Origin of the sequence: Spiroplasma mirum ATCC 29335, assembly GCF_000565195.1 — a bacterium.
In the GTDB taxonomy this organism is placed as follows: Bacteria; Bacillota_I; Bacilli_A; order Mycoplasmatales; family Mycoplasmataceae; genus Spiroplasma; species Spiroplasma mirum.
The window spans coordinates 433,146-453,394 of the sequence record NZ_CP006720.1 but is presented as its reverse complement, the minus strand read 5'-3'; the positions used below and the strand labels follow the sequence as shown (position 1 = coordinate 453,394).

The window sequence follows — 20,249 nt, the reverse complement described above, 5'->3', positions numbered from 1 at the left end:
GGTGAAGAAATTAAACATGAATTAAAAGCTTTTATATAACAATTTAGTGTTCCGTGACTATTAGTAGTTCAATAATGTAAGTTAGCATTACCATGCTAACGTGCTAATACTAACCCCGCTAAAATTAATAGTCCCGCTGTTGCATAACGAATAATGCCCATACTATTGGTAATTTTTTTATATAATTTTAATCCGCAAAAAATAACAAAGGAAAAAATTAGATAAATAACGACCCCAATTAAGTCTAGTCATAAATCCGCAATTGTTCCCCAATTAGCAGCATACCAGGGAGAACTGCAATGTTGATAATGTGTTCTGCACTATCCCGTGTAATTGTGAGACTCATTCCGTGCCAAAACTAGTGCGGATTAAATTTAAGATTTGAAAAATAATCAAAAATGGTAAGGAAACATACTGCATAAAAGCAACAAAGATTCCTCAGAACCGTCCACAGCTAGTTCACACATAAATATAGGCGCCCCCATTATTATGGGAATGGTGAAGACGAGCTAGTTTCGTACAAGCATATGCACACATTCCCACCACAAAACCCAGCAGCGGAATTAGCCATAGCATATGAGTCCCAGTTGCATCATCCCGGCGGAGTCAAGGTTTGATAAGACCGCAAAATTACCTAAAAAGCCAATATTAATAACATAATTACATCCCTTTCAAATAAAATAGCCTAAACTAACTTTTTGTTGTTTTTGTTTTTTGTATAATAAAAATTTATTGTCCTCCTCTTCTGTAATGTTTTGACAAGTTTCTCATATTATTAATTCATTATTTTACTAATGCATCTTGTTTTTATTTATAAAAATTATAAATAAAAACAAAAAAAGTTAACTAAATAAAAAAACAAGTTTTTTAAACTTGTTTTAAAAAATATTGATAATGACCAGGTAATTCTTAATCGCGAATTACTAATTCATTTTGTAAAGCTAAAACTTTTTCCGCCCCTAATATTTTATCGGCAATTGCTAAGGCAAAATTCATTGTTGATCCGACTGAAGCACCCGTAATAATATGCCCATCGGTAATGGCGGCCATTTCATCATTGTAAATTGCTTTTTCCATTCCACTTGTACACCCTGGATAACTTGTTGCTTCGCGGTTATCTAAAATTCCTAGATGTCCTAAAATTTGGGGAGCGGCACAAACAGCAGCAATGGTTTTTTCTTCTTGGTTAGCTCGAATTAACCAGTCCTTAACAATTTCACTTTTCATTAAATTTTCAACACCAACGCGCCCCCCCGGAAGAATATAGCCAATATATTGTTCATATTTAACATCCGCTAATAATTTGTCGGCTTTAATAGTAACATCATGCACTGATTTTACTTCTAAATCATTAGTAATACTAATTAACTCCACATGTTCCCCCCCACGTCGTAAAACATCTGTTGTAATAATTGCTTCGCCTTCTTCAAAACCAGGCGCTAAAAATAATGCAAATTTCACCCAGAAACACCTCTTTCTATTTGTTAATTATATTATATTTTTATATAATTGTTAAGTAAAGGATTATGACAGAAAAGAGTGAAAAAATGGGATTAATTGGGAATTTCTTATACCGTTTACGGAAAAAAGAACAAAAGCATAAAAAACATTACCGGCAATTTCATGAAGAACATTTATTAATTGTTAATGGCATTATTAAAAATGTGAATATTAAAACAATTCGCACTTTTCGCGATAAGTTTGAAAATCTTATTCAACCAAAAGACATTAATGTAAAAAATGGTTATTTAATTCGCAAAGCCCATGCTTTTAATAGCTTTGGGATCTTTTATAAATTAGATGTCGTTTTTTGTAATAAAAACTTTCAAGTTATTAATTTAATTCCTAATTTTACTAGTCAAAAAGTTAGTTATTACTTTCCCGAGTGCTATTTTATTTATTGTTTTGCGCCCGGAATGATTAACTTCTTAGAAATTAAGCAAAATGATATTGTGCGAATTAGTTAAAAATATCGGGGAAAATTAATTATTAGGATATAATAAAAGTATTGAAAGATTATTAAATAAAAAGGAGAAAAATATATGGCAAAACTAAAATATGCTAGTGTCTCAGTTAGTATTACCTTCCCAAAAGTAATGGTCTGGGTGACAGGTGTTTGGCTATTCTTATTAGCAATTTTAAATGCTTGTGGAGTTCCTAATACTAATACCGCAATGTACCAAAAAAATAGTACCACTGATCACGGAGCCATTGTCTTAATTAGCGCATTTCTATTTACTTGTGTTACAACTTTTGTTAAACATAAAATTGGTAAATTAATTGTGGGAGTCGTCTTCTTAGCCCTAGCGGTTGTTGGGATTATTGGAGTGTTAGTTACTTCGACTTCAAGCACTTCAACATGAGTAATTTTCGTTGCTGAATTAATTGCAATTATTGGATGTATTATCTGAATTCTTGAGGGTATTGGTATTTTAAAAATTACAAGTACTAAATAACAAAAAAACTTTGCAATTAGCAAAGTTTTTTTATTTAAGTAATAATGTTACCTGATGCTTTCTTCTACTGGATGGGAAGTACTTGTTTTACCTGTTTTTTGTTGGGTTCACATTGTTGTTTTTTCCTTAATAATATTTTTCGCTAAAATTTGGTATTGTGCTTGATCACTTGATAAATCATAAACCATGTTTAAAGCCAATAACGCACGTTTATGCAATAATTGGTTTGCTTTATTGTTTTTAACTTTTAAATATTCACCTCATGTTGCTAAAACTTTTGTTTTTAAAATCCGATTTTGTTTTTCGAGGTTTTCTATTTGTTTTGTTAAATTTTCTTGCTTAATATCATTGATCAATGGTGTTCGTAAAACGTCCGCAGCATGTAATTTTGCAATTTTAGCTTGGTTTACTTTAATTTTATATTGGTCCTCTACTAAAACTTTTAAAAGTTTCCCAATTTTAGGATGCTTAATTCAATTTAAAATATCTTGGTAAAAGGGATAACGTTCAATTTCAGCATTTGTACGATCCTGAAATAAATCCATTCGAATAAACATTTGACATTCTCACCAGATTTTCGCGGCTAACGGATAAGTTAAATCAATTTTATGCTCCCCTTCGCGTTTACATAATTGTTGATATTGACTTTTATTATACTCATCAGAAAAATCAATTAGTTCTCCTGGATAAGAGCGGTCAACTTCTCAAGTTTTTGCTGCTTCTAATAGTAAATCATCTTCATTGCTGGTTAACAGTGTCGTTGTACTAGCACAGAAACTTAACACATTATATTCTGATTTTAAAGCCGCAAACAATTTAAGATATTGTGGTTGTTGATATTCGGCGGGGGTTAAACTTTCTGCTTTTTTAAATTGTTGGTAAAAACGTTTGAAGATTTTATTTAGTTTTTCTTTGCTAACAGCAGATGGTAAATCATTATCCGGAGCACTCGCACTCGGTAAGAAACTATTTTTTAAATCTTTACATGCATTAACTAAATCTTCAACTGCAATTCGTTTTTCTAAGATTTGCATTTTAGCGTTTAATAATTCTTGGAGAGTCTCAAAATCGGTAGTATTTTGACGAATTAATGCTTGTTCAGTAGCGGTAAAATAATCTCCGGTTTTATTTGCAACAATACTAACAAAAAGTTGGGTAAAATTAATTTGAAACATATCATAAATAGCAACTAATTCAGCATAGGATGCCAGTAAGTCAGCATAATTACCTTCTAAATTAATGCTCATTTCTTGGACTTTTTTACTAGTTGCTTGGAGATCAGCACTAAATTTATGGATTAAAGCAATGTCACTACTGATTTTGGGAAGAATTTTATATTTAGGGGTAATAGTTTTTTTAGCTTCTAAAAAATTATTTTTAACAGTGTAATAATGTTTAACTAATTTTTCATATGCTTGTTCTGCTTCTTTATCATAAAAGCGGGCTTTGATTTTTAATAATTGTAATTTTTGTTGCTCAAATTCGGCCATGATATTTTCAAAATTGGTTCATATTTTATTATATTCAGTTTGATCAAGAACCGAATTATTTTCAACTAAAATTAATAATTTTTTAAATTCTTCATTTTCAATTCTAGTTAATAACGCAGTACTTTCAGCAATTAACTGTTGAAAAGCCAGATAATATTTTTCTAAATATTTTGTTTTTACTTTTGGATGTAATCCGGCAATTGGTCAATTACTATGTTCTTCAAACAGATCGGCATAATTAATTTCCGGTGTTTTTTGTTCAATATTAATATTATTAATGGCAAGAATCTGTTTTAAGAAGTTATCTAAATATTGGTTTTGACCCGGACTAATTTTAAAATAATCATAATATTTTTTAGTTAAGACTGTTGTTAAGTTAGTTGCTTCTAAGCCAGGATTTTTTAACATTTCTTGGATGATGTCATCTAAAAAAATATTAGTATTTTTTACATAAAGTAAACCATAACTTTTTTGGTCAGCGGTTGGGACCATCTGAAAATTAAATGGTAAACCACTAAGCGGTTGCTTACTTTCATCAATTACTTCAAGATATGTCTTAATAAAATCTTGGTAGTTATAACTTTTAATAGTATCAAACAATAAGGTTAATTTTGAATTACTTGTTATTTTTAATAAAAAATTGTAAATTTCTTTAATCATTGCTTGTAGCTTTTCAAAAAAACGCGGGTCATCTTGGTTATATTTATAAATTTCATTATGTGCTAATTTTTCAAAAGGATAAGTGGGCACTGCCAGTTCTCGACAAACTTTTTCCTGCAAAAAATACGCTGGGGTTATTATTGGCTCAGTAATATTAGGTCGCAAGCGAGCAAAGACTTCTTGCAAAGTTGCGGTGGAAATCGGAGTTAGGGTCATTCCACGTTCTTTAATTTCTTTAATCCCCGCCTCATATTGCTCTTGTAATTCCGCTAATTTTGTGGAATCAAAAAAGATTTCATCGGTACGTAAATTTTTAAAACTTGACTGATTAGCTAAGAAATTTAGGAGATGATTAATTAATTCTGGTTCGGATAACGTTGCTGGTGATTTCGCAATAACTGCTAAGAAACTTTGTTTTAATTTTTCTACTTCCGAAGTAATTCCAAATTTAATATCACTAAAATAACAGTTAATTGCTTGTAAATATGAATTATGACTAACAAAATTTGCTTTAAATTTAGCAATGCTTGCTTTAATACGTGTTGTTACATCAGCAAGTTCTTTGAGAGCCATTTTCGAGTTCCCAGGCACCCTATTGCGCAATAGATAAAATTCTAATTCATTAGCTAATGTTGGGTCCAATACGGCAAGATATTTAGTAGTTGCCTGATATAACTCTGAATCTACTGTCATATTTTCTCAATTATCAAAAATTGCATATTTTGTTACTAAAGTATTAGTTAACCATTTTTCTAATTCAACATATTTATTAACAAAATTTGAAAATTGTTCATATGACACAAAACTATTGGGAAGTAAACTAAAAGGTTGATCTGCAATTCGTGCTTGGTATTTTTCAAAAGTCTTTGTTAGAATTACTTGCTCAAAATAAAGATATAATTGTAAAACAAAATGATTATAAATATTAACTTGCTTAATTAAATTTTTTGCTTTAAACTCAGCAATTTGAGCAATACTATCATTGCTAAAGTTTGTACAATTAACTAAATTAAGAGTATTGTGGTCGAGATCTAAATATTGCTGATATTCAACGGGAATTTGTTGTCAATACCAACGATATTTTTGAATGTTCTGAACCAAACTGCTAACATCAACTGTTGATAATAAGTGAACATCTAAATTATGATAAACACCATGATATTTTTTTAAAACAACATATTTTAAAATATCAAATGCTTCATTCGGTGACGTTTTAAGCGTTTGACGCAGATGCTCATTAATTTGAGGGGTTAAGATTTCTGCATCTTCATCTAAAAATTTAACATTAGCATTAATTTCTAGGGCTTGTAACTTTGTTTGCACCCTTGTTTTCAAAGTATCCTCATCTTTTTTTAATTCGTTTCAAGTTTTAATTTCCTTTGCCACCAAAAATCTATAAGCGTTTTCACGAAGTGAATGTTGATGATCGGCAATATCAAGTTGGGCTTTAAATTCATTTCATAACTCACGGCACTTTGTGGTTACTACTTCGGAAAATTCTCAGTAATTATTAGTTTCATCATTGTTTAATAATGTTGTAATAACATAGTCTTGAATAAGATTACGGAAATGATCAAAGTGAAAATTTATTCAAACATTAACCTGATAGTCTGGTAATTTAATAGTTGACAGTTTAATTTGTTGAACTTCTTCTTCACTAGGTTCTTTACTAATTATATAGTTAATATTTTTATCATTAATAGTTGTCTCCTGATTATATTTTAGGTATGAAGATAAATAAGTTTCAATTCTTTCGAGATTCAACTCATCTGCTAACGAGGGATTAGTTACTAAAACATTTTCTTTTAAAAATGTTAAATAAAGTTGTAATGTTTGACAATATAAACGGTGTTGGGGCGCTTGGGTTCATTTCTTTTTTTCTAACTCTTGTTGCATAACTAAAAATGAGCGTTTTTGCTTAGTAATTGTTGTTTTTAAGTTTTTTAACTGCGTAATAGTAGTTAAAAAAGTGTTATTTTGCCTTGTTAAAAAATCAGCACTTGTTGTTCGATCAGGAGTTGTTACTGTTGGGTTCATCGCAGTTAACACAGCATCAACGGCGGATTGGTCAGTTACACTCTTATGTTCAGTTGTTGGATTGATAATCCGGCGCATAATTTGATTTAATGAATTTTCAATTGTAAGATATTGCTCTTCTAAAAATGAATGGTCTAAAAAGTCACTTAAAACAGCGGTATCTTTATATCTTAATAATGCACGATTATTTTCATACGCTGCTTTCATTAAATTATCCATTTTTGTTAATAATGTTGCTCTTTTTGTATCACTAAAAGTTGCTGGAGGATTATCAAAAACAGCTTGTAATTCTGCAATGGCCGTTAAATTAGCAAGAAGTTTAGTTAATAAATTATTATATTTATTAATTTTGATGGTTACTTCGGAAAACCGATCAAATTCTTGTTGAAAACTAACAAGTTCATCAATATGTTCGTTAAAATTAATTAATTTTTGAGCTAAAATAGTTAATCCTTCATTAAGCTGCGGATTTGTTTTCATAATTTTTTTTTTATTTAAGAAATTGCTATTTTGTCTAATGATGTCTTGCATTTCTTTAATATTTTTATTTATATGGTCCATCGGGATTGCCTTCTTTCTTAAAAATAAAAAAATTAAAAAATGCCTAATAAAAAGTAATTTTTATTAGGCATTATCTATGCTCAAATTAAATTATTTCTATATAAATAAATATTTTTATTTATATGGCTTAATTATAGCATTGATAATTTAATGAATAAAATTATTCTAGTTTATTTTTTTTGAATAAATTAAATGTTAAAAAAATCAAATAAAATTAATTATTTTAGTTATTTCAATCTTAATGACATTTAAAATTAGTTCAGCTATCATTTGGGGCATAAAAAATGATATTGCTTTAAAAATATAATAACTACTAGTTATATATAATAAAACTTTGATTATTGCAAAGTTTTATTAAATTTTAATTACCTACTTATATTTGATAAGCTTTTTTTCATAATATTTTGCTCTTTAAAAGGTGGGTTCTTTCTTTTTTGGTTCAAAACATTTTGATATAACATTTGATATTTTTTATTATCTTCTTCTAAATTATTAATAATATTTAATGCAATGAAAGTTTTTAAAACTAAAGATGAATTACTATTTTTAAAATCACAATAAACTTCCCATCTATTTAAAATAAGTTTTTTAGATTTGAGATTTTATGCTTTAAGATTAGCTAATTTTTTACTTAGGATTTTTTTGATTATCTGTTTACGATTCGTTTGGTTTTACTATCCCTATTTTATTAGTTTAGTTTTTGATAACTTCGTTATTTTTTAAATTTGCTCTGTCTCCATTATTATATCCGCCAAGGGATTACCCATTGTAGAAATTCAAGTTAAAATGCCATTATAAAAAGGAAAGGAATTTTGTAAATTAGTTATAGTTTGATTTTTTGATCATTATAATGCTTTCTTATACAATTGGCAATGTCATTATATTTTTGCTTCAAATGGGTAATTGAGGAATAATCTCTCCTCTTTTCGAATAATTGTAACATAGGTTTTGATATAACTCGTCATCATAAAATTCAGAAAAATTTATTATTTCTGGTTCACAAACAATAGAGTTAGAAATTATTGAATTTTGGATATTTTTTATAAATTGTTTTTCTTCTTGAATCTCTAAATTAATTAGTAAATTAGGAGTATTTTTAATTCGGTAACATAAAATATTATAATTTTTCTTTAAATCAGCAAAAAAATTTTTGTATTGAGGAGTTTTTATTTCTTCTTCACTTAGTTTTGTTAATATTTTAAATTTTGTAAAAAGAATTTTTAAATTTTGTTTAAGTTTTTGAATGTTTAGTAATTGCATATCGTTACCTACAAATATATTATTTATATTTTTAAAAGAAGTTATTATTTCTTCAAAAACCATTATTTTTTCTAAAGTCCACATTTTATCTTTTATTAATTCCTGAGTGTTTTGAAAAAAATGCATTTTCACCAAATACTTGCTGTTCTTTAGCATAAAAATATTTTGTGGTTTCATTTTTAGCCAATTCCTGGTGAATTTGTTTGAAATTATTATCAATATCTTTACTAGTTTTCTCTAATCAATTATATATCTCTAATAATTTTGAACAATGATCATTCAAATCAATTGTTATTTTATTAATTTTCGTAAAAACATCTTGAATTTTAACATGGAAATCATTTATTTCCTGAATATCCTTACTAATTTTATCTAAATTTTTAAGTTTTAAAAGTATTATTTTTTCGACTTCTTCAAACTCTTTTTCTAGTATTATTACCTGATTTTTTAAATTAGAATATTGAGTTGATTCTCGGCTAGGAGAAAAACGATTATTTAGTTTTGCTAATTCATTAATTTATTTGTAAAATCTTGTCAAAGTTTTTTATATTTTAAATAAATTTTATTATATTCCTTAGGCACTAAAACTAAATTTGTTAAAGTTAAAACTAATAATTTAGGTAGTTCTTTATTTTTAAGTTGTTCTGCTAACGGATTAACATCTTTTATTAATTTTTCATAAGAAGCATAATATTTTCTATAATAATCATTTCATTTTTTTGTTTCATATCAACAAGCTTAATGGAGTTATTCAAATATTTTTTCTTCTAAATTAAATTTTGATTCTTTTTGCTCTATTATTGGATTATTAATTATAAAAATATTTTTTAGAATATTATCAAGATATAAATTTTGATTAGGTGAAATGTTAAAATAGTCATAACATTTTTGCGGAATAATTCCTTGTAAAATTTCAGCTTCTAATTTAGTGTAATCTTTTAAGAATTCTGTAATAATTTCATTTAAAAAATTATTTAAATCTCTAACACCAACAAAACCATAATTACTATTTGCAGTTATAATTTTATAAAAATCAACGAGAGCTCCAATTACTGGTTGATTTTTTTCATCAATAAAATCAAGATATGATTTTGTAAAATCTTGATAATTATCAAATTTTATTTCCTTTCCCCATAAATTTGCTTCTAAATTATTAAATATCTTTAATAAAAAATTGTAAATTTCTTTAATCATTGCTTGTAGTTTTTAAAAAACGCGGATCATCTTGGTTATATTTATAAATTTCATTATGTGCTAATTTTTCAAAAGTAATAAATAAATAATTCCAAGTTCTCATTCTCAGCAATTTTTTCTTGTAAAAAAAGCTTTGGAATCAACATCTTTATACTCAGGAATAGTTGTTAGTAACTCCTTACATATTTTATTTAACAACGGTTTGGAAATTTCAACATATTTAATATCTTCTACATCAGTTAAAATTTTAATATTATTATCATATTTTGCTTCTAAATTAATTAATTCAGTTTTTTCTAAATTTTCATTAAAATTAGCTTTAAAATTTTCAATTTTTAGTTTAATACTATCAACGAATCTAGTTAAATCCATTTTAGGCATTTCATCTTTATGCTTAGAATTACTAGCAGCATAAGCCTTTAAATCATAGTATAATTTTTTATGAATATAATAAATATACTTTTCATTAATATAAATAATTCTGAATCACTTGTAATATTTTGCTAATCATTAAAAATAACATATTCTTTATCTTTAATATCTTGCAGTCATTTTGGTAACACACTATATAACTCAATATAATGTAAAAAGCCACTCATAGCCAAAAATATATGTTGAAGAATCCACAACGGCGGGATTAGTATTAATTGTATTTTCATGATTCATAAATTCTTGCGGAATTAATATTTGTTCATAATATAGGTACAATTCTAAAATATAATGATTATAGATATTTATTTCCCTAATGAAATTTTTATCTTTAAAATCATTAATTTTGTCTATATCAACTTTTTCAAAATTTAATCAATTAATTATATTAAGATTTTTTTAATCTGAATCAAAATATTGATGATATTTTTGAGGAATTTCCTCTAATTTCAATTTGGGAGATTGCATATTTGTAATAATTTTGCCAATATCAAGTGAAGATAATAAATGAGTATCTAAATTATGGTAAAAACCAGGATATTTTCTTAAAACAACATACTTTAAAATATCGAAAACATTATTATTTAATTCTCGTATATTTCAATTAATATATTGATTAATCTGAGGATTTAAAATGTCATGCTCTTCATCTAAAAATTTAATATTAGCTTTGATTCCTCGATAATCTATTTTTTTTTTTTTTGAAAATTTACTTTATAAACTAATTTTATATTCTTGTAATTCATCAAAAGTCATAATTTTATTATCTATTAAAAAATTATTAGCCATCTCACGTAATGATTTTTGATTGACTAGAGAATTTAAGATTTTTTCAAAGTTACTTCATAATTCTTTGCAGTTATTAACTACAACACTAGAAAATTCATCAAAGTTTTCCGGATGGTCATTTTCAAGGAAATTAGCAAGAACTTTATAATAAATAAGGTTTTTAAATTCAATAAAATTAAAATTTAGCCAAAAATTAAGCTTGTAATAAGCCATATGACTTGTTGAAATTTTTATTTGGGAAAGTTCTTCATCAGTTAATTCTTTACTATCAATATATATATAATTAATATTTTTTCCTTTAGTCTCCGACATACTATTATATTTTCGATAAGGAGCTAAATAAAATTCAATCTCTTCAATATTTAATTTTTTTATTAAATCAGGGTTATTTGTTAAAATATTTTGTTTTAAAAACGCTAAATAAAGTTGTAATGTTTGACAGTATAATTGGTATTAAGGAACTTGAGTTCATTTATTTTTAATCAAATTTTGTTGAGTAATGAAAAAATCTTCTTTTTGTTTTTTACCGGCATGTTTGATTTTAAACTTTTTAAAACACCAATAATTGGTGATAAGTTAATTGTTAACAAATCAGTTGGGAATAATTCAATGTTTAAATTATTAGCTTTATTTTTCTTAAAAAATTTATTTCGGTTTGCCTCTTCTAGCACTTTCCTAAATCTTGGTTGGCTTCTAATACCAAGCATAATTTGGTTTAAAAAAGTTTCAATCAATAGTAAGGAATTTATCAATTAGTGATTTATCTGGAAATAAATCATTATATAAACTATTATTCTTAATTTTTAAAAAAATACCATTAAGAGTATAAGCCTTGGTTATTAATTCATCAGCTTCATTAATTAAAGTACTAATTTCATCCTTGCTTTTTTAACCAATTCTTCAGAATTAGAAAAAATATTTTTTAAATTTTCAATTGCAGTTAAATTATTAATAAATTTTTCTCACGCATTGGAATAATGTATAATTTTTCGGCGATCATTTGCTAATTTATTATGTTGCTGTTCCAAATCCTTTATATATCAATAAAACCGAAGTTAAAATTAACTAATTTTTGTGTTAATATTTCTAATCTTTCAATAGCTTTGGGATCTATAGTTGTGGCTTTATTTAAAACGTCAATATTTTGGTTAAAAATATTTTGTAAATTATTAAAAGTTGATTCAATATGTTCCATAAATAGTTTCTTCTTTCTTTAAAAAAAATTTAATTAAAAAATGCCTAATAAAATAAAAATTCTCTTTTTATTAGGCATTATCTATGCTCAAATTAAATTATCTTTACATAAATATACCTTATTTATATATTTAATTAAAGCATTTAATTGGTGGTATTATAAACTTCTCATTTTGTTTTTTTAAATAAACTAACTGTTAAAAAAATCAAATAAAATTAGTCATCATCAATTTCAATAAAATCATTGTATTTTTCAATCGCATGGGCAAATGACTCAACTTTTTTCCCATTCCCATGATAAGTTTTGTTTTTAATGCGACGAATTTGATCTTCCATTTTTTTGGATACTTGCTCAACACCTTTATAAAAATCATCGGTAGTTACTTCTGCTTTTAAGAAGTTATTTTTTCCTTTTATATCAATTGAACAATTAATATGGACTTGATTTTCTTTATAAAATTCAATATCCATTTGAACTATATCATTAGGAGATACTTGACTATATTTTTCTAATTTATTAAATACTGTATTAATATGAACTTGCATTGCTTGAGTTACTTCAAGATTTTTGCCTCTAATAGTATATTTCATACGACATCCTCTTTTCTATTGACTTAATTATAATCTATTTTATTTAAATTTGGTAAAGTGAAACAAAAAAATAATTATAACATTTTGTTGGTTATTAGTTTGAAATAACTGGTCAAGTTCTTTTATAAGTGAATCAAATTTTTCCATTTTATTGGTCATCTTGGGTTTAAAATTTTAACTTACTAAATGCTCGCGCAGGAGCTTTTGCTAATTTTCTTTTATGTTCAGAAATAGTATGTAATTTTTTAATTTTTTCACTAATGATTGAACTTGTCTCAAAACCTTGTAAATAATTATCAAGTTCTTGGTAAGTAAAACCCAATTCATCCTCATCGGTTTGGTTTTCTCATAATCCCGCCGTTGGTTTCCGGGTAATAATTTCTGGACAAACACCTAATAATTTAGCTGCCTGGCGAACTTCCCCTTTTAGCAAATGAATAATCGGCACCAAATCAACTCCGCCATCACCATATTTAGTAAAATAACCAATATGTCATTCATCAGCATTATCAGTTCCTAACACTAAGTATTGATGAGCTTGTCCTAAAGCATATAATGTTGTCATTCGTAAACGAGGTTTAATATTGGCTAGTGCTAATTTATTATTTGGTGATAATGATAAATTTTTCACTAGTTCATCATAAGTAGTTGTTAAATCAACAAATTGGGATGTTAACTGGTGGTTATTGACTAGTTTCATACTATATTCCTGGTCAACCGGATTAGAATGACAAGGCATTATCACCGTTAAATGGTTATTAGGAAAGGCTTTTTGTCCTAATAATGCTACAAGCGCAGAATCAATCCCCCCCGATAAACCAACAATAACCCCCTGGCAATGAGCGGCTGCTACTTCTTGGCGAATTCAAGTAACTAAATAATCTAAATAATCTTGTAATTTTTCCATTTTAACCATCCCATTCTAATTCATAATCAAAAATTTTAACTGTATCGCCGGGTTGGATTCCTTTGGCACATAACATTTCAAATACTTTGAGATCTTGCAATTTTTTATTAAATAATAATAAGTTATCATAAGTTGAAATTGGTGTTTTATGGTAAGCTTTAAAAACGCTTTCACCCTCAACTTTTCAAAGTCCATTTCCTAAATTAATAATTTGAACATCTGGTTGTTTTTCTTCATAAGTATAATATTTATAACTAGCATCACTTGTAGGTTCTGCTTCTCCAAGTTGTCATAACGCTTTGTTTTCCTTAATTTCGGCTAAAAAATCCCCAACCCAGTTTAATAAAACATCTAAATTTTGGTTTAATAACCCACTTGTTTCAATAATATGAACATTTTTAATTTGTTGTTTAAATTCTTGTAAGTTTTCGCGAGCATTGTCAATATCCATTTTATTAGCAACAATTAATTCTTTGCGAAGTTCTAACTTATAATTATATAATTTTAATTCATTTTGAATTTTATGATAATTGGCAACCACATTTTCGGTCCCATAGTTCCCGGACATGTCAATCACATGGACAATAATTTTGCACCGTTCAATATGGCGCAGAAAATCATGACCAAGTCCTTTTCCTAAACTAGCACCTTCAATTAGTCCCGGTAAATCCGCCACCACAAAACTGCGGTTTTTACTATCCTTAGTGACCCCTAACTGCGGAGTTAAGGTTGTAAAAGGATAATCAGCAATTTGGGGTTTTGCTTTTGATATTTTTGATAATAAAGTTGATTTACCAGCATTCGGGAGCCCAACTAATCCAACATCGGCTAAAACTTTTAATTCGCACCGAACCTCAAGACTTTCGCCCAAATCCCCTGCTTCAAAAATGGTTGGAGCTTTATTACGTGAGTTTGCAAAGCGGGCATTACCACGGCCACCTTTACCGCCCTTTGCGACAATACATTCTTGATTATGTTCCAAAATATCACAAATAATTTGATTTGTCGCATTATTAATAACTAAGGTTCCTAACGGAACTTTAACATATTTATGGGGAGCATTTTTACCATGCATATCTTTAATGTCCCCCTTTTCACCATCTTGGGCTTTAATTTCACTTTGGTATTTCAAATCTAATAAGGTGTTCATTCCTTCATCCCCAACAAAGATAATGTCACCACCATTACCACCATCGCCCCCGGATGGGCCACCTTTGGGAACATATAACTCACGACGAAAAGCGACCGCCCCATCGCCGCCTTTTCCTGCTTGTAATTTAATTGTTGCAACATCAATAAATTTCATTTATCTACTCTTTTCTTTCTGTACTATATCTATCTTACCCTAAAATTATTAAAAAAGTGCTAAGATTATTATTTAAAATAACCATTAATTTTACTAAGAAACCCGGTCACCAAGAATTCCAAAATTAATTTTATTACAAATTTTAAATTTTATAATATAATTATATTCTAAACTACTTTGAAAACTATGAAAAATGAAAGGGAAAGGATGTGATTAGTTAGTGAGTAGGAATAGAAAACATCTAAAACTTTTTGAGTTTTTAACTGTGTTTGCGACAATGATTGGGATTGTTGTGGGGGTTGGAATTTATTCAAAAAATGACCTTGGGAAAGGCCATGTTTTAGGAATTACCCAAAACCCAATTATGGCAATTATCTTATGAGTCATTGTTGGAATTTTGGGAATTGCGATGATTGTCACTTTTATGGAAATCGCTTCGTCCACTAAAAAAGCCAAAAGTGGTACCTTAGCTAACTGATTTGGTCATTTTGTTAATCGAAAAACCGGATCATTAGTAGCTATTTTTAATATCTTAGGTTATATACCTATTATTTACTCAATTTTATCGTACTTAATTATTGATTTTATATTAATTGCGTTAGAAGTAACTCCAAGCACTGAAGTTAAATTAGTAATCTTCTTGGTTGGGGGTGTGGGAATAATGAGTTTATTTGGAATTGCCAATGCTTTCACTCGTCATTCAGGGAAAATCATTCAAATTATTGGGCTAGGAATTAAGTTATTCCCGTTAATTATTGGATTATTTTTAGGATTCATTCACCCAGCTAGTGATAACTCATTTAATGAATCAACAATGCGGAGCTGACACGCTAAGAATTTTTTTATTGCAATTGCACCAATTTTATTCTCTCTTGATGGTTTTATCTATGCCGCAAATTTACAAAAAGAAGTTACTAATAAACAACAAGTCCCTAAGGCCTTATTTTGTGGAATGGTATTTATTATTGTCTTTTATGTTTTATTATCAATCTCAATCTTCTTAGGAACAAATGATGGAAGTTTATTTACCTTGTTTACTAATACGTTAGCTGGCTGATTTACCAAAGTAATTTATTGGTTGATTGTGATTTCCGCTCTTGTTAGTTTAAACGGGATGACCTTAACGGGAGCCCATGCAATCCATGCGGCTTCCGAAGATAAGTTCTTTTTCTTCCAAAAAGCAATTTCGTTAAAATGATCAGCAATTTACCAAACTATTATTGGAATTGTGTGATATTTAATTGCCGTATTAGTTAGTTATTTTGCTACTGGCGATTTATTTTATATTATTGACCAGTTATCAAATGCGATTACAGTTCTTGATTTTATCTTTTATGGTTTATTAATCTTAGCGGCCATTGTTAATCGGATTCGTAAAAAAGTTCCAGTTGATAAAACTCGCATGTTTTGACCGTTTGCAATTTTATCAGTGGTAATTTTAGCTACTTTTACTTCTTATATTATTTATTCAATTTTTGCCGAACCAGGAGGAATTACCCGTTGGTTCTTATTAGGTACGATGATGATTGTGATTATTATGTGAGCAATTAATGAATATTTAATTAAAAAAACCCAAAAATCAGAACCCGAAGCAAGTGCCAAAGTTGATCCTACCTTATTAAATTCGGAATTAGTTAAGTCGCAGCAAACCTTTGAAACAGTATAAAGACTATTAATAAATAGTCTTTTTTCCTGGCCAATAAAAAAAGACCTTTATCGAGGAATAAAGATCTATTAAAATTATCATGTTTTTTTGAACTTAAATTTAAATAAATGAGAGGATATTTTTTATAAAGTTCAATTTATTATTAAGCATAAGGGTTTTGAGAATAACAGATGTGCTAAAAAACTTAAATATTATATAAGACTTAAACAAATTCAATGTAGACGAGAATGAGTAAATAGCGACATATTAAAATGGAGATAAGAATAAATTTTTATAAATTATATTTAAAACTAAAATATAAAACTTATGATTATTTTTTAACAACACTTGTTATTTGTTATAAGATATTTCTTATGATAAGTTATTTTAATGGGGTATATTAATTTATATGTATTTTCGAAGGTAAATTTATAAATGTTATATATGAATAAGTTTGTTATTTAAATGCAATTTAACATACATCTTTAATACTTTTATAAATATAATATTTCAATACAGATACCTCTTTCCTTGATTAAATAATTTTCGCATTCGTAAATAGTTTTTTGCAGTTTATATTTATCAATTAATGGGGTACCCATATGAGGATACCACCTCCTTTCCTATCATAATTATTTTTTAATCAATAATGTATCTAAGAAAAGACTTGCTGTTCGTTTTATAAATCTCTTCCTAATATAATTAAATCATTGAAAAGCGAAATTTTTTTTATTAAAAATAAACTTATTTTTTGTATGAAAAATAGAAACAATAAATTTTACGGTTTATTTTTTTGCTAAATAAAATAATTGTAAAAGAACCTGAACCTTTTCTTCACTAGTTGCATCTGATCCCAGGATTTTATTAACAATCATTTTTGCTTTTTCAAAATCTAATAAATCTTCAATTGCTAAACTTTCTAATTTAATTTTAGCTAACATATCTTCTAAATTAGTATTTAAAGAAAAGTAAATTCCCTTGTTTTCTTTTTCAATGTTAACATCATTGCTAATTTTTAAATAATAATCATAGTGATTTTTATTTTTGTAATAATTATTTAACGAAATGATTTTATTAATATAAAAATTAGGAAACATTTCAGTTGCCTTTGCTTTTAGTAAATTAGCTAAACTTCCCTTTAAATCAGTAACCAGAATTGCTTCTTTGTGAATAACATCTTTTTGGGGAAAAGTATTAATATACGGAATGAAAATAATGGTAAACTCAATAATTTGTTTTTCAATTAGTTCTTTATTAATAACTTCTTTAATATTTTGGTTTAAATTAGCAGTTAAAAACTTAAACAAGGTTTTATATTCCACCCGGGAATTAATAAAATCTTTTTTTAATTTTGTGGTGGCATCAATTGTCCATAAATTTTCTCATTGGTATTTTGTTCAAATTAAAAACCGAAATAACCGTTGTTGGGCATCATGGCGATTAATAGTATACCCTTCTTTTTCTAATTGATCAAATAATTGTTGCAAAAAATTAGTAATGACTTGGTATTCATAACCAAAGTTATTGGTGGCAACAATCATTTCATGTTTTGATAAAAACATATTTGATAAAAATAATTTTTCAAATTGATTAGAAGTAAATTCAATATTAAAGGTTTCACAAATTTCATCAATAACCTTACTAGCAATACTATATGATTTTTGATGTTTATAAAACTGTTCATAGTCTGCCATTTTGGAATATAGCTGTTGACCTTCACTAAATTTTTTACGATATACCAAGGTGATAAATAAAATTAAGGATAATGTATCTCACCCGAGTTCAACAAATGATAAATCATTTTTATGAGATAATAAAATATTTTTTATCTTTAAAAAGTCTTCATAACCATATGGTAAATTAAACTTGTTAAAAATAAAATCTAAAATTAATTTACTACTTTTATTTGTATTAATTTGTATACTAAGATTAATCAATAATTTCCGTTTTGATAATTCATCACCACAAAAGAAATACCCGTTACCACTGTTTGAAATTAAAATTTTATCATAGTGATATTTTTCGCGAATCGTTTCATTAATTTTAGTAATTAACTTAAAAGCACTATTCACACTAATGTTTAGTAATTTACTAATGGTACTTAGTTTGGTATAGTCATTTAAAAAGACATAAGTAACTAAAATATAACCACCAACATTACTATTTAAAAATATATCCTGTTTCGAAGTAATTAATTCATAAATTTCTTGAAACTCTTCTTTGGTAATTTTAGTAACATTCAAAGTTTTGTTCTTATGTTTTAAAACACTATTAATATGATTTAAGTGATAATAAAAATCACCACGCGATATTTTAATATGATTTAAGAAATTTTTAATTTTTTTAAAAGGCTGGTCCAAATTTTCTTTTAAGGCCTCTAGTATTTCCAAATCTTTTGAATCTAACATAATTATTTTTTCTCCTTACTTTAATTATATTATTAATTTTTTCTTTTTAAAAAATAAAATAAATAAATGTAATATTATTTTATTACATTTATTTTAATTTGTCTTAATAATTTTTTAACTTCTGACATTTCAGTAATCCCTTTGGTAAATGCTGTTGCAGCTCCGGCACTCGCACTATACAAAAGTGCTTGATAAAAATCATGGTGTTTTAAGTAAGCCCCGATAAAAGCAGCAACCATCGAATCACCCGCTCCCACAGAATTTACTAATTGCCCACTAGCACTACTAACTTAATAAATATTTTTATTAGTAATTAAAATGCTCCCCTCTTTCCAATTACTAATTAAAACATTTTAGGCTCCCATCCGTTATTAACTGCTGATCAAGGTTAATGATATCTCTTACTTCCATAAACTGATAATTAGTTTGAAACAGTTCATTTAATTCTTCAAGATTTGGTTTAATTAAAAACGGATAATAAGATAATGTTAGTAATAAAATTTCTTTGGTACTATCAACTACAAACATAATATTATTTTCAGCACAATACTTGGCAATTGTAGCATACAAACCAGATGTTACAAAAATTATTAAAGTAATTAAAGCAAATGTGAAGGCTAATGACTGTTTAATTATTTTTGTAACATCTGGTTTGAAAACTTGAAAGCGTAAATCATTTAATTCAGTTTCTTGTTTTTTAGTAGTTAAGTTTTTTATTTTTAAATTTACCCGGACCTTGCCCAGCAACCTCGACAAAATTACTATCGATATTTTTTGCTTTTAAATAATTTAAAAATTCAAGTTTACTATCTTGGCCCATTCATCCTAAAACCGTTGTTTCGTATCCTAAATTTTTTAACATTACCGAAACATTAATGCCCTTACCACCAAGAACCTCATATTCATTCAGAGCTTTATTTGTCACTCCTAAACTAAAAGTTTCAGTTTCCACAATCCAATCAACGGCGGAATTTAAAGTCAAAGTATAAATCATTTTAATAATCTCATCTCCTTTCACAATTATACTTAAATAAAACCCAAAACTTAATTTGGGTATCAACTTTTTTAAAGATTAATATTCAATTTTCCTTTTTTAATATCATGCATTTTTCAAAAACTTAAGATAAGTGTTGATGCAATCGCTCCTAAAATAATTGCTAATAAGTAGAAAACAATTCCCATTCCAATTTGTAAACCAGTTCCACTAAATAGGTTTGATCGTAAGAGAGCAAAAACAAAGATTCCTCCGTCCGGAACACTTAAACTAACTTGGAATGCCATTGTCACACCACCAGTAATTGCTCCTCCAACCATCATCGCGC

20 protein-coding genes are annotated in these 20,249 nt (G+C 27.2%); 3 read left to right on the top strand and 17 right to left on the bottom strand.

The genetic code is table 4. The annotated features are described in order from the left end of the window. Nucleotides 1–273: 273 nt before the first annotated feature. Nucleotides 274–576 (bottom strand): hypothetical protein, encoded by a 303-nt coding sequence (locus tag P344_RS06660; RefSeq protein ID WP_148552293.1) that lies wholly within the window; start codon nucleotides 574–576, stop codon nucleotides 274–276. A gap of 333 nt (nucleotides 577–909) precedes the next feature. After that, nucleotides 910–1,461, bottom strand: coding sequence for a DJ-1 family glyoxalase III (locus P344_RS02255; protein ID WP_025317272.1), 552 nt, complete (start codon nucleotides 1,459–1,461; stop codon nucleotides 910–912). 65 nt (nucleotides 1,462–1,526) lie between these two features. Between P344_RS02255 and P344_RS02250 the strand changes: the two genes are divergently transcribed. Both P344_RS02250 and P344_RS02245 read left to right on the top strand, forming a co-directional pair. After that, nucleotides 1,527–1,967 (top strand): hypothetical protein, encoded by a 441-nt coding sequence (locus P344_RS02250; protein WP_148552292.1) that lies wholly within the window; start codon nucleotides 1,527–1,529, stop codon nucleotides 1,965–1,967. 75 nt (nucleotides 1,968–2,042) lie between these two features. Then, a complete protein-coding gene (locus P344_RS02245; protein WP_025317270.1) occupies nucleotides 2,043–2,456 on the top strand; it encodes a hypothetical protein in 414 nt (137 codons plus the stop codon). A gap of 47 nt (nucleotides 2,457–2,503) precedes the next feature. Here the strand turns inward: P344_RS02245 and P344_RS02240 are convergent, their stop codons facing one another. The 10 genes from P344_RS02240 to obgE all read right to left on the bottom strand — a co-directional run bounded on the left by P344_RS02240 (nucleotide 2,504) and on the right by obgE (nucleotide 14,874). After that, entirely contained in the window at nucleotides 2,504–7,204 is a 4,701-nt protein-coding gene (locus P344_RS02240) for a glycosyltransferase (protein WP_025317269.1), read from the bottom strand. 858 nt (nucleotides 7,205–8,062) lie between these two features. After that, entirely contained in the window at nucleotides 8,063–8,641 is a 579-nt protein-coding gene (locus P344_RS02235) for a hypothetical protein (protein WP_025317268.1), read from the bottom strand. Nucleotides 8,642–9,211: 570 nt separating this feature from the next. Then, a complete protein-coding gene (locus P344_RS02230; protein ID WP_025317267.1) occupies nucleotides 9,212–9,658 on the bottom strand; it encodes a hypothetical protein in 447 nt (148 codons plus the stop codon). A 60-nt stretch (nucleotides 9,659–9,718) separates the two neighbouring features. Beyond that, nucleotides 9,719–10,039: a hypothetical protein gene (locus P344_RS02225; RefSeq protein WP_156028683.1), complete on the bottom strand. Its 321-nt coding sequence runs from the start codon at nucleotides 10,037–10,039 to the stop codon at nucleotides 9,719–9,721. Between the two features lie 447 nt (nucleotides 10,040–10,486). After that, entirely contained in the window at nucleotides 10,487–10,750 is a 264-nt protein-coding gene (locus P344_RS08065) for a glycosyltransferase (protein ID WP_408640658.1), read from the bottom strand. A 51-nt stretch (nucleotides 10,751–10,801) separates the two neighbouring features. Then, nucleotides 10,802–11,188 carry a hypothetical protein gene (locus P344_RS02220; RefSeq protein WP_025317265.1) on the bottom strand — a complete coding sequence of 129 codons (387 nt, stop codon included), beginning with the start codon at nucleotides 11,186–11,188 and terminating at the stop codon, nucleotides 10,802–10,804. Nucleotides 11,189–11,909: 721 nt separating this feature from the next. Next, nucleotides 11,910–12,071: a hypothetical protein gene (locus P344_RS06650; protein ID WP_156028520.1), complete on the bottom strand. Its 162-nt coding sequence runs from the start codon at nucleotides 12,069–12,071 to the stop codon at nucleotides 11,910–11,912. 215 nt (nucleotides 12,072–12,286) lie between these two features. Continuing rightward, entirely contained in the window at nucleotides 12,287–12,661 is a 375-nt protein-coding gene (gene hpf / locus P344_RS02210) for a ribosome hibernation-promoting factor, HPF/YfiA family (protein ID WP_025317263.1), read from the bottom strand. 166 nt (nucleotides 12,662–12,827) lie between these two features. Next, nucleotides 12,828–13,568 (bottom strand): NAD(+) synthase, encoded by a 741-nt coding sequence (gene nadE / locus P344_RS02205; protein WP_025317262.1) that lies wholly within the window; start codon nucleotides 13,566–13,568, stop codon nucleotides 12,828–12,830. 1 nt (nucleotide 13,569) lies between these two features. Continuing rightward, nucleotides 13,570–14,874: a GTPase ObgE gene (obgE, locus tag P344_RS02200; protein WP_025317261.1), complete on the bottom strand. Its 1,305-nt coding sequence runs from the start codon at nucleotides 14,872–14,874 to the stop codon at nucleotides 13,570–13,572. 220 nt (nucleotides 14,875–15,094) lie between these two features. Between obgE and P344_RS02195 the strand changes: the two genes are divergently transcribed. Further along, on the top strand, nucleotides 15,095–16,540 hold the full coding sequence (locus P344_RS02195) for an APC family permease (RefSeq protein WP_025317260.1): 1,446 nt from the start codon (nucleotides 15,095–15,097) through the stop codon (nucleotides 16,538–16,540). Nucleotides 16,541–17,304: 764 nt separating this feature from the next. Here P344_RS02195 and P344_RS02190 read toward each other — a convergent pair. From P344_RS02190 to P344_RS05995, 5 genes are all read right to left on the bottom strand, one after another. After that, the gene (locus P344_RS02190; RefSeq protein WP_025317259.1) at nucleotides 17,305–18,927 is read right to left on the bottom strand and encodes a BglG family transcription antiterminator; all 1,623 of its coding nucleotides are present in this window, start codon (nucleotides 18,925–18,927) and stop codon (nucleotides 17,305–17,307) included. Nucleotides 18,928–19,001: 74 nt separating this feature from the next. Continuing rightward, nucleotides 19,002–19,184 (bottom strand): hypothetical protein, encoded by a 183-nt coding sequence (locus P344_RS07415; protein ID WP_236681418.1) that lies wholly within the window; start codon nucleotides 19,182–19,184, stop codon nucleotides 19,002–19,004. An 82-nt stretch (nucleotides 19,185–19,266) separates the two neighbouring features. Further along, on the bottom strand, nucleotides 19,267–19,674 hold the full coding sequence (locus P344_RS07410; protein ID WP_236681417.1) for a carbohydrate kinase family protein: 408 nt from the start codon (nucleotides 19,672–19,674) through the stop codon (nucleotides 19,267–19,269). Continuing rightward, a complete protein-coding gene (locus P344_RS07405; RefSeq protein ID WP_236681416.1) occupies nucleotides 19,625–19,921 on the bottom strand; it encodes a PfkB family carbohydrate kinase in 297 nt (98 codons plus the stop codon). The genes P344_RS07410 and P344_RS07405 overlap by 50 nt, the downstream gene beginning before the upstream one ends. Before the next feature lie 71 nt (nucleotides 19,922–19,992). After that, the gene (locus tag P344_RS05995; protein WP_051413765.1) at nucleotides 19,993–20,244 is read right to left on the bottom strand and encodes a hypothetical protein; all 252 of its coding nucleotides are present in this window, start codon (nucleotides 20,242–20,244) and stop codon (nucleotides 19,993–19,995) included. Nucleotides 20,245–20,249 lie beyond the last annotated feature (5 nt).